General features: G+C 43.6%; 7 protein-coding genes. 5 read left to right on the top strand and 2 right to left on the bottom strand.

Annotated features, from left to right (window positions below):
* Positions 1-332: 332 nt before the first annotated feature.
* Positions 333-2,117, bottom strand: coding sequence for an ABC transporter substrate-binding protein (locus AC4II3_RS26650; RefSeq protein WP_488017352.1), 1,785 nt, complete (start codon positions 2,115-2,117; stop codon positions 333-335).
* Here AC4II3_RS26650 and AC4II3_RS26645 point away from each other — a divergent pair.
* The 5 genes from AC4II3_RS26645 to AC4II3_RS26625 all read left to right on the top strand — a co-directional run bounded on the left by AC4II3_RS26645 (position 2,082) and on the right by AC4II3_RS26625 (position 11,350).
* Positions 2,082-2,282 carry a hypothetical protein gene (locus AC4II3_RS26645; RefSeq protein WP_488029640.1) on the top strand — a complete coding sequence of 67 codons (201 nt, stop codon included), beginning with the start codon at positions 2,082-2,084 and terminating at the stop codon, positions 2,280-2,282. The genes AC4II3_RS26650 and AC4II3_RS26645 overlap by 36 nt on opposite strands.
* 575 nt (positions 2,283-2,857) lie before the next feature.
* Positions 2,858-4,144, top strand: a complete 1,287-nt coding sequence (locus tag AC4II3_RS26640) for an ATP-binding protein (RefSeq protein WP_488016337.1) — start codon at positions 2,858-2,860, stop codon at positions 4,142-4,144.
* 64 nt (positions 4,145-4,208) lie between these two features.
* On the top strand, positions 4,209-7,175 hold the full coding sequence (locus AC4II3_RS26635) for an ABC transporter substrate-binding protein (protein WP_488016339.1): 2,967 nt from the start codon (positions 4,209-4,211) through the stop codon (positions 7,173-7,175).
* Between the two features lie 21 nt (positions 7,176-7,196).
* Positions 7,197-10,178: an ABC transporter substrate-binding protein gene (locus AC4II3_RS26630; protein ID WP_488029638.1), complete on the top strand. Its 2,982-nt coding sequence runs from the start codon at positions 7,197-7,199 to the stop codon at positions 10,176-10,178.
* Between the two features lie 161 nt (positions 10,179-10,339).
* Complete coding sequence (locus tag AC4II3_RS26625) at positions 10,340-11,350, top strand: bifunctional riboflavin kinase/FAD synthetase (protein WP_488016633.1); 1,011 nt, start codon at positions 10,340-10,342, stop codon at positions 11,348-11,350.
* Here the strand turns inward: AC4II3_RS26625 and AC4II3_RS26620 are convergent.
* Positions 11,288-11,431: a hypothetical protein gene (locus AC4II3_RS26620; protein WP_488016631.1), complete on the bottom strand. Its 144-nt coding sequence runs from the start codon at positions 11,429-11,431 to the stop codon at positions 11,288-11,290. The two genes, AC4II3_RS26625 and AC4II3_RS26620, sit on opposite strands and share 63 nt — an antisense overlap.
* Positions 11,432-11,618: the final 187 nt, after the last annotated feature.

The following is an 11,618-nucleotide window of genomic DNA, read 5'->3' as shown; positions in this document are numbered from 1 at the left end:
GGAGTAGGGAATCGGGAATCGGGAATCGGGAATCGGGAATCGGGAATCGGGAATCTTGAAGAAGGTTGAAGGTTATAAGGTTTAATGGTTAATGGTTAATGGTTAATAGTTTTGGTTGAGCTACGATTTATATAGTATTTCTAAATAGATCATGTAAATAGATCATGAAAGCCAATGTTGATTTAGCATAACATCAAAAACTCCTTGTATTTCTTTCCTACTTTTCCCGACTCCCTCGGTGCGCTTTCCGTAGGCGAATTAAATTCGCCACGGGTCGCACCGCTCCCGACTCCCGATTCCCGATTCCCGATTCCCGATTCCCGATTCCCTGTTCATTCTGAAATTTTCAGTTCATCAATATTCCAGAATGCGCCTCCTAGAGCGGAATATTCAATGCCTTCTATGGAGTTACGAACTGCGGTCATGGAGAGAGGATTAATCAGATAAATATAAGGCAAGTTTTCTAAATTAATCCGTTGGGCTTCTTGATAAATCTTTTTGCGATTGTTTTCATCTAATTCTTGAGCGCCTTGGATATAAAGGTCACTTATTTTTTGCTCCCAATCGGCTACTTTACGACCTTGAATGGGGGATTGACCAGGGAATGGTTTTTGATTAAAGCTGTGCAATCCCCCATCCACAGACCAGATATTAGAACTATTATTGGGTTCAAAGCCACCGCCACTAAAACCAAGGAGATGGCATTCCCAATCTAAACTATTGCCGAGTTTGTCTACTAGGGTATTGAACGCAATTGGAGTAAAATCCACTTGAATGCCAATTTTACTGAGGTCTTGCTTAATCTGTGCTCCCATGGCTTCTCGCAGCTTATTCCCAGCATTAGTCATTAAGGTGAAACGGACTCGATTCCCTTGGCTATCGAGGAGCTCGCCTTCGTCATTGTAGTTAAAGCCCGCCTTTAATAGTAATTTTTTGGCTTTTTCGGGATTATAGTCATACACGGGTAACCCTTCTTCTGGTGACAGATAATAGGGGCTTTGCACGGGTATATTAGAATATTGCGGCGCACCTAACCCCCGATACAAATTATTCAGCATGGTTTGCCGGTCTATGCCATAGGCAACGGCTTGTCTAAATTCGAGGGTATTAAACCAACGGGACTTAATCGGATCTATTAAAGGCTGTCCATCCCGGCTACCGGTGTTGAGATTGAAGGAGATAAAACTGGAACTGAGGGTAGGACCACCGATGTGGATGGTAAAGTTACCTTTTTTTTCTTCTTGCTTGAGCAGGGAATAGTATTCAGGGGATACACCCAGAGAATCTAATCCGCCGGAGCGAAACTGAATGAAGGATGAATCCGTTGATTCTACAATTTCCCAGATCGCCCGCTCTATATAAGGTTGCTGCTTTCCCTGTTCATCTTTTTTCCAGTAGTAGGGATTACGGTCGTAAACCACCCGCTGACTGGTGCGGTAGAGTTTAAGTTTGTAAGGACCGTTGACAATAATATCCTCTGGATCCGTATCTACCCCCCACATGGTCAAAAACATAGGATTCCCTTCTGAATCTTTGGTTTTCACCGATTCTTTGAGCACATGAGCGGGTAAGACCGGTAAGCCAGTATTGCGGAGAAAGGGCGCAAAGGGTTCAGGGACAGAAAATTCCACCCGACGCTGGTCTATCTTCTTGACTTTTGGTAAGGCTCGACTCTTGCCAACCCGGAGGATATCTCTTGAATCAGTGGGAATTTCTGGGTTGAGGTAGATGTCATTGTAGCTAAAGACGACATCATCAGTGGTTAAAGGCTCACCATCGGACCACTTTAGCCCCTCCCTCAAGGTAAATAGGATTTTAAGTTTATCGTCGGAAATCTGCCAGGATTCCGCTAAACCGGGGATTATTTCCCCGGTGATCCCATCAGTGTCTATTAAACCCTGAAAGGTAAGACCAAAAATATTGGTAGCACTTTGGTTGAGGGCATAGTTAAAGGTATTTATGTCACTGAGAATACTCTGGACTATTTGGGGAACGTCAGCTGCCTTGGTTTCAAATTGGCTGATGCTACAGCCAGGCAGTGCGATCGCAAAACTCACAGCCAGGAAAATGCCTAGACAACGATGCCAGAGAAGCACACGAGAATTAGCAGAGGTCATATAAGAAAGGGAACAGGGAACAGGGAATCAGGAGTAGGGAGTAGGGAGTCGGGAGTCGGGAGTCGGGAATCGGGAATCGGGAGTCGGGAGTCGGGAGTCGGGAAGATTGTTAGTTGTTTACATGTTTACAGGCAAGGGGATGGGACTACTATAGTCAACTCATAACTAGCATACCAAGCCCTCACAGTTCAGAGGCTCACCGTTGATATCCAGAGACTCACCGTTGATATCTAGAGGTTCAACCCCACACTTCCCAAACTAACCCAACTCATCCCTCTGTTCTTATCAGAAAAACACCATAACACAAGTACCCTTATGAGTACTATCAAAATTCGATTCATTGTGTATAATATCACCCACACTTTTAAGAACAGGACTTACCCACCAAAACCCTTGATTTATAAACAGCTGATCGATTAATGATTACCTTATAGGAGCTAACTGTTACCGTGATTCCAGTCACAAAACCATTAAGATTAGTGTCACAAACTAAGTAAATACATCACTGTAGTGTTATAGTGGTTTTCTAACCATTCCAAAATTTTACCTAGAAATGTAATCGAGACCTAGAGCGTTAACAAGTTTTGCTAAAAACGTTCAAGATTTATCGATATCAGGTAATCAATGGGTGCATTTTTGAAGACTGTGAACCAAGATAGGGTAGCATCGAAGCCCAAAATAATTCTCTGATTAATCCAAATTAAAACTTGAATTGAAAATTGAATATGGGAGCCATCAACATGGTGCAAAATCCTTTTACCTACGGTCAGCCAGTTTCCCCAGATCGTTTTGTGGGACGACGATCAGAAATTCAGGCGGCCTTTGATCAAATCTATAGCCGCAGTAACTTAGCCCTTTGGGGCGGACCAGCCATGGGCAAGACCTCTTTCCTGGAATTCCTGGCTTCCCCCCAAGTTTGGCAACACTATGGACAAGACCCATCCCAGGCTGTGATGGTGCTCCTGAGTTGCGAGAGTATTCAACCCTTTACAGCTTCAGGGTTTTGGCAAGAAGTGTTTAATCTGCTCAAAGAAGAATTAGACAGTGAGCCAGAGATTCAGGAAAAGATTGAAACATTGCTGAACCAGGGACAAGCAACCACCAGAGGCATGCGCCAAGTATTGCGTAAGCTTGGACAACGCCACAAATTCTTACTGTTACTAGTAGATGACTATGATTGCGCACTGCGGGAAAACCAGCCCTATTATAGTCATGCTGAGATGGAAACCTTTCTCACAGAGTGTCGCAGTATTGCCTATCACTGTCGGGAGAGGCAATATTTATCCATGATTGTGGCCTCGCTCCGCCCTCTCAATGAACTTGGTCCTGCTCTCAATCCCAATAGTTCTCCCTGGTACAACCATTATCTGTTCCAATCCCTGAAGCCATTAAGTGACCCTGAGATTGATCACTTAATGGCTGGTATGCCAATTACCCCAACCTTACGGGGGCTGATCCGAGAGATTGCTGGTGGACATCCCGCTCTGCTCCAGATTGCTGGTTCTTTGCTTTATCGAGAGCTAAAAACTGGCAAAGTCCCTAATGCCCACGCCTTTGCTCGGGACTTTGAAGGTATTACCCGACCAATTTTTGAAACGATTTGGAAACGGTGTAGCCAAGTTGAACAAGCTCTATTGATGTTGATGGCCTTGTTCAAATTAGACGGTCGTCTCCATCGTAACAAGCACTTTGACTTGAAGGGCATTGAGGTAATCTTTAGCCAACACCAGCGAGAGTTAACTAACCTTGTAGAACGAGGGGTGATTACTAAGCAAAACCAACCAGGAATGATGATCAGCCATCAAGACTTATTATTTACCTCATCCATTATGGAGCGGTGGGTGATTCAGGAACTTTGGCAGACTAATCATCAATTACTAAAATATAGGCAAAAAGTTTTTCTCAATCTACTCAGCCATAGTCAAGCTGATCAAGTCACTGAAGCAATTAAGTGGATATCGCAACATCAAGACAAAGTCAAGACTGCTCTGGAATGGGTGAGTAAGGTGTTAGCTGCATTTTCCTGACTTCAAATGGCAGCAACCTTGAGTGTTTTGGAGAAACGTTAAACAAATTAGAAATAGTTTGCGAATGGTTAATAACTGTCGTAATCATCCTAATCCTTATATTATCGGGAGTATAATCGATGATCCAGACAAATTTTTCGGACGAGAGAGTCTGTTTGACTTTATTGAAGACAACCTGAATAACAGAGAAAAGGTAATCTTATTCCATGGTCAACGACGGATTGGCAAGTCATCGATATTGGCACAGATTCCCAACAAAGTTGCTACGGATAAGTTTTTCTTTGTTAACTTCGATTTGCACAGCCACATTAACTCACCCTTGAGTCGTATTCTCCATGACTTGGCTGAAGAGATTAGTGACTACTTGGGTGATCACTTTAATCTAAATCCAGATCATCTGAATCCGCCCTCAGAATACGATTTAGCAACTGATCCAGCTATCTTATATAATCAATTTTTACCCAAGGTTGATCAGGTATTAAAAGGTAAAAATCTGCTTTTATTGCTGGATGAATTTGATGTTGTAAGTGATGAGAATACCCCGTCAGCACCATCGAATTTTTTTACCTATTTAGCTAAGCTAATTAAACAGCACGATCAATTATTTACGATTGCGGTAGTAGGACGGAATCTTGATGATCTACCCAATCTACTCCAGGTGTTTGGGAGTCCACCCTACCAAGAAATTGGTTTTCTGGATGATACCATTACTGAACGTCTAATTACTAAACTAGCTGAGGGTGTGGTGACCTATGAACAGAATGCCATCAATGCTATTTACCACCTATCAGCAGGGCATCCCTATTTTACCCAAGTCCTATGCTCTACTTTGTTCTCGAAGGCTAAGGAGAATCCGAACTGCACGATTTCTACCCCAGATGTAGAACCCATAGTCAACCAGGCAATTGAGATGGCTCAAGGGGGGTTGGAGGGGTTGTGGAAGAGCTTACCGATCCCAGAGCGCGTGGTATTTTCAGCGGTGGCAGAGGCTCAAGCCATAGCTATCTCCCAAAACCAGCCGGTGCCAGAACACCCATTATCCTTCCTAAAGGGCTATGGTGTGAGCCAGACCGAGTCCCTGTCTCAAGCAGCCAAACGACTTCAATATTACGGTTTCCTAGATCAAAGAGAATTTAGAGTAAAGGTGGAATTAGTCCGCCACTGGTTGGTTCAGTATCACCCAATACGACAAGAGATACTAGCACTGGAGACACTAAACCAAGACCAAACTGATCCGATCTATCAACTAGCCACTACACGGTATCAACAGGGGGAAATTCAGACAGCACTAATGCTCTATGAACAGGTTTTGCAACTTAATCCCAATCATTTCAGGGCTCTGTTGGCTCTAGCTGAAGGGTATCTCCAGGTCAAAAATTTCAGCAAAGCCGTAGAACTCTATAGAAGAGTCTATCAAGTTAAGCCAGTACAAAGCCAAGAAGGGTTTTTGCGATCGCTACTAAAGTATGGAGATCAGTTGATCGAGCAAAAAGAATTCACAACAGCCCAGACGTGTTTTCAGAAAATGTTGGACATTGACCCTGACGATCAATTAGCACAGCAGAGACTAGACCAGATTGAAGCTCTTAGTAATCGACCTATCACTCCAGTTGATAATAATCCAAATCATACTGGGTTAGGCATTGGCAAACTAGCAGCAGCAACTGTAGCCATAATTACTTTAGTTGGTGTGGGATTTTATAACCTATCAACTCCCTGTCCAACCGGTGCCCAGAAAGTCTTCGGGATTAGATGTATCGCTACTCCTATTAGTCGGGGTGAGCACAGCTTATTTCCTAGAATTGACAACACCGAAAAAATTGACCGTGCTACTGCAGCATTCACAAACACAAACTATTCCAAAGCAGCTAAGTTGTTTAAGGAAGCTTGGGAGGCGACTCCCAATGATCCAGAATTGCTGATTTACTACAACAATGCCCGCGCTCGTCAACAAGGTTTTGATCCATTCACGATCGCTGTGGTGGTGCCCATAGACCAGTCAGAACCCACGGCAAAAGAAATATTGCGAGGGGTAGCCCAGGCTCAACATCAGTTCAATGATTCAGGGGGATTAAATGGTCGATTCCTGGAAATTGCGATCGCTAACGATGGCAACAAAGAAGCCAAAGCTAAAAAAATAGCTCAGGCTTTGGTTAAGAACAACTCTATCCTGGGGGTAATTGGACATAACTCTAGTGATGCCAGTAAGGCGGCACTGCCCATATACGACAAAGCTGGCTTAGCCATGATTTCCTCCACCAGCTCCAGTAATTATTTAACCAGTCTTGATAAAAAGAACAACGTGTTCTTTAGGACAGTTCCTTCTAATCTAGCATCAGCAAGAAAACTGGCTCAACATCTCAAAACTCAACTTGGGTTCGACAAGGTGGTAATTTTCTATGATGCTAAAAGTATCTATAGTAATGATCTAAAAGAAAAGTTTGAAACACAGTTTGAACTTGAACACCTAGGGGGTGAGGTAGTTCGGGATATTGAATTAAACGATTCCAACCTGAATATAACTGAAGAAGTCAATAACAGTCTCTCTCAAGATCAAGTCAAGGCGGCTATGTTATTTCCGAGGGTGGAATCGGTTAATACAGCTATTAATATTGCTAAAGCCAACGCTAACTTAGATCAGCAAAGGCTAAGGTTATTCGGTGCAGGTACTTTATATGAAAATAAAAACTTGACACAGGGTGGGGAAGCAGTTGAAGGGTTGACTATAGTAGTTCCCTGGTTTAGGGAAGCACCACAGGCAGAAAAATTTTCTAAAGAAGCTTACGAACTATGGCAAGGCTATGTTAGCTGGTCTACTGCTACGAGTTTTGATGCTACTCAAGCCTTTATTCACGCTTTGTTCCAGGACGCCGACCGAAAGCTAGTTCTCGACAGACTGCGCAATATTAATCTTGTACCCAGTGATACCTCCGGGTTGGGTTTGCAATTTACTGACCAAGGGGAGCATGAGAAGAGTGAACCTGTCCTGGTGGAAGTGGTTAACGGTAAATTTAAATTACTGTCAGAGTAAGACCAAGAGGGGGTTGAAAAAATGAATTCAGCAGTTCCTAGGAATCCCTATATCATTGGTCGTCCCATTGATGAAAATGACCCGGAATTATTTTGGGGAAGGCAAAGCTTATTCCGATTTATCGAGGATAAACTCAGGAAGAAAACCAAAGTGATTATACTGTACGGTCAACGGCGGATTGGTAAGTCTTCCCTACTCCGTAATATTCCTACATCCGTAGATTTAGATAACTTTGCCTTTGTTCCCTTTGATCTACAATCATACATTCACAAATCTCTCGGTGAGGTCTTAGAAGAACTGGCCATAGAAATCCTGGATAGCTTGGAACTAGACTCCCCTGAAATCCTCTTACCTGACCCTACCGCCCTAAACACCGACCCCTCCCTCTTTTCTAACCAGTTTTTACCCCAGGTCTATCAAAGTTTGGGGAACCAAAACTTAGCCTTATTGCTGGATGAATTGGAGACCTTAAATACCCCAGATAATAACCTAATATCCCAGCATTTATTTCCTTACTTAAAATCCCTAGTTGCTCAACAGGATAATCTATACCTGATTCTCTGTGTGGGACACGAATCCAAAGATTTACCGCATTTACTCGGGATATTCAAGGATGCCCCAACCACAGAAATTGGCTTACTTGATCAACAAACTACCCAGGAGCTAATTACCAAACCAGCCGCAGGGCTACTCAGCTATGAACCTGCTGCTATCCAAGCCATTTACCACCTATCTGCTGGGCATCCCTATTTTACCCAAGTCCTATGCTTTGCTATTTTTAGCAGAGCTAGGGAACTACAGGAGTGGCACATCACCCCAGAAGATGTGGAAAACAGTGTAGACCAAGCCCTAGAAAATGCTAGTGCTGGGTTAGCATGGATCAGAGACGGATTATCTATCCCAGAACGAGTAGTATTCTCTGCCGTTGCGGAGGCAGATAATGCCGTTAAAAATAGTTATAAAAATACTTCAAACCAGCCCTTAAGTCTTCTCAAAGACTACGGCGTTATTCAAACAAATTCCTTAAGGGAAGCACCAAACAAACTAGCAGAACGAGGTTTTTTAGATAAGACTAAATGTAAAGTAACCCTTGAATTTATCCGGCGCTGGTTGATTAAACGTTACCCACTCCAGCAAGAAATCCTAGAACTGGAAAAACTAGCCCAAGACCAAATTCATCCTATCTATCAACAAGCAACTACCGAGTATCAACAGGGTAAAATTTCCAAAGCCCTAGGGCTATATAAACAGGTTGTGGAACTAAATCCTAATCAGTTTAGTGCTATCTTTGCCCTAGCTGAAGGCTATCTAGAGTTGGGAGAGTTTGAGAAAGCAGTTACCTATTACCAAAGAGCCTATAAAGTTGACCAAATCCGGAACCAAGATGGGTTGGTGCGATCGCTTATCAACTATGGTAATGATTTAATCGAGCAACAAGAATACACAACAGCAAGAGAGCAGTTTCAGCAAGTATTGGAAATTGCTCCAGATAATCTATCGGCAGAAGAAAAACTACTGGACATTGAAAATTATTTAAATTCTTTAGAGAAGGAGGATAGACCCAGCAGTAATCTTGATAACCTTATTCCAGGTAATTCCTTACTAAGCTTACTCACAATAGCAGCAGGAGTAGCAATCATTTCCTTGGTTGGTGTCGTATTTTATAAAGTATCAACACCCTGTCCAACTGGTGCCCAGAAAGTCTTTGGGATTAGATGCATTACTATTACTATTAGTCGGGGTGAGCACAGCTTATTTCCTAGAATTGACAACAAGGAAAATATTGACCCTGCTACTAAAGCATTCCAAAACCAAAACTATGGCGCAGCGGTTCAGGTTTTTTATAAAGCTTGGCAGGCAAATCCCAATGATCCAGAATTACTGATTTACTACAACAATGCCCTGGCTCGTCAACAGGGCTTGGAACCATTTACTATCGCTGTGGTGGTGCCCATAGACCAGTCACAATCCGGGGCAAAACAAATATTGCGGGGAGTAGCCCAGGCTCAACATCAGTTCAATAATTTAGGGGGATTAAATGGTCGATTCTTGGAAATTGCGATCGTTAATGATGGCAACGATCCAGACAAAACCAAAGAAATAGCTCAGGCTTTGGTTAAGGACAACTCTATCCTGGGCGTAATTGGACATAACTCTAGTGATGCCAGTAAGGCCGCACTCCCCGTATACGACCAAGCTGGTTTAGCCATGATTTCCTCCACCAGCACCAGTAGTGATTTAACCAGTGGTGATGTCAAGAAAAACGTGTTCTTTAGGACAGTTCCTTCTAATCGAGCACTTGCAATAAAACTGGCTAAACATGTCACAAATCAAGCTGGCTTAGACAAGGTGGTAATTTTCTATGATTCTGACAGTGTTTATAGCAATAGTCTCAAAGACTTTTTTAAAAGAGACTTTGAACAACTAGGGGGTAAGGTGGTTCGGGAGATTGAATTAAACAATCCCAATCTGAATATAACTGAAGAAGTCACACGCAGTCTCTATCAAGATCAAGTCAAGGCCGCCATGTTATTCTCGAGCGTACTATACACTAATACAGCTGTGAACATTGCTAAAGCCAACGCTAACCTGAACCCTAACCCCAATAACCGATATCAGCAAGGGCTGAGGTTGTTCGGTGGGGATAGTTTATACAGTAGTAAAATATTGCAACAGGGTGGGCAAGCGGTGGAAGGGTTGACTATAACAGTCCCCTGGTTTAGGGAATCACCCCAGGCAATAAACTTTTCTACAGCAGCTGAGAAACTATGGAAAGGGGAGGTTAGCTGGGCTACTGCCACTAGCTTCGATGCTACTCAAGCCTTTATTAAGGCTTTGGTCAAGAACGCCGACCGAGAGAAAGTTCTCGACAGACTCCACAATATTAAGCTTTCAGCTAATGATACCTCAGGGTTACCGTTGCAGTTTACTGACCAAGGGGAGCATCAGAAGAGTGAACCTGTCCTGGTGGAAGTGGTTGACGGTGAATTTAAATTGAAATGAGTTAATCGGGCAGTTATAGCACTACCCATTAAGGTGTTTGACATTGATACAAGCAGAAAAGCTCTATATAGTAAACTATTGCCTATTGCCTATTGCCTATTGCCTATTGCCTAGCCCTCATCCATTGGCTAGCAGCGGAGAAATATGTCAAAATATTAAGCGTGTGGATTACATCATCTCTAACTACCGCGTTAACACCAACCGCTGTTGCCCTCGGAAACTTTGACGGCGTCCATTTGGGGCATCAGCAAGTTATTGCTCCCATTTTGCCGAAGCCAGTTACGGCTCAAGCTCAAGCCCTGGCATCATCTAATCTTGAGCAATTTAGTAACTCTGAAACCAGTGGCTCAAATCTAGAACTAATCTATCCCACCGTAGCCACTTTCAATCCCCACCCCCGAGAATTCTTTTCTGGTCAAGCCTGGAAGCTGCTGACACCACCAACCGAGAAAGCCCAACAGTTAAGTGCGTTGGGTGTGCAACAGTTAGCCCTATTACCCTTCAACCGGGAGCTAGCTTCCCTGAGTCCCCAAGAATTCGTGGAAAAGATTTTAGTTGAGCAACTCCAGGCAAAGCAAGTCAGTGTCGGAGAGGATTTTTGCTTTGGCCATAAGCGTGCTGGCACCGCAACGGATTTGGATGCGATCGCTTCCGCCTACGGTATTACCGTCCACATCGTATCCTTGTACAAACGTCAAGAGCAACGCATCAGTAGTTCCATCATTCGCCAATCCTTAGCCCAAGGGGATATCGACAAAGCCAACCGATTCCTAGGACGGCCATATACCCTAATCGGAATAGTAGAGAAAGGTCAACAACTCGGTAGAACTATTGGATTTCCCACCGCTAACCTCCACTTACCCCCAGACAAATATTTACCTAGGCTAGGGGTTTACTGCGTCGAAGTTTCCCATACCCCTGAATCCTCTAACCAAGACACCAATTTATCTTCCCATCCTGGTGTCATGAATATTGGTATGCGCCCCACGGTCAAGGGCACCAGTTTAACCGTGGAAGTTCATCTATTCGATTGGTCCGGAGACTTATATGGCCAAACCCTAACCGTAAGCCTCCAGAAATTTATCCGCCCCGAACAAAAATTTACCTCCCTAGAGCAGCTCAAAGCCCAGATTCAGAGAGACTGTGAAGCAGCTAGGGATTTTTTTAGTTAAGGGAATCGGGAATCGGGAATCGGGAATCGGGAATCGGGAGTCGGGAGTCGGGAGTCGGGAATCGGGAATCACATCACTCATCAGGGGTTTAGGGGAGGCTCACCGATTCTTGATTAGAATTCTGTAGTTGCTCAACCGACTTGGTGATGCGATCGCTTCTGTATTTGGTGATGCGATCGCTTCTGTATTGGTGATGCGATCGCTTTTGTATTAGTGATGCGATCGCTTTTGTATTAGTGATGCGATCGCTTTTGTATTAGTGATGCGA

It is taken from the genome of Moorena sp., assembly GCF_982860115.1.
This window is presented reverse-complemented; position numbering and strand designations above follow the sequence as displayed.

What these genes read in the sequence shown, in the direction of transcription:
- AC4II3_RS26645 (WP_488029640.1), top strand. Translation starts at nt 2,082, where the DNA reads ATGCCAGAGAAGCACACGAGAATTAGCAGAGGTCATATAAGAAAGGGA.
- AC4II3_RS26650 (WP_488017352.1), bottom strand. Translation starts at nt 2,117, where the DNA reads ATGACCTCTGCTAATTCTCGTGTGCTTCTCTGGCATCGTTGTCTAGGC.
- AC4II3_RS26640 (WP_488016337.1), top strand. Translation starts at nt 2,858, where the DNA reads ATGGTGCAAAATCCTTTTACCTACGGTCAGCCAGTTTCCCCAGATCGT.
- AC4II3_RS26635 (WP_488016339.1), top strand. Translation starts at nt 4,209, where the DNA reads ATGGTTAATAACTGTCGTAATCATCCTAATCCTTATATTATCGGGAGT.
- AC4II3_RS26630 (WP_488029638.1), top strand. Translation starts at nt 7,197, where the DNA reads ATGAATTCAGCAGTTCCTAGGAATCCCTATATCATTGGTCGTCCCATT.
- AC4II3_RS26620 (WP_488016631.1), bottom strand. Translation starts at nt 11,431, where the DNA reads ATGAGTGATGTGATTCCCGATTCCCGACTCCCGACTCCCGACTCCCGA.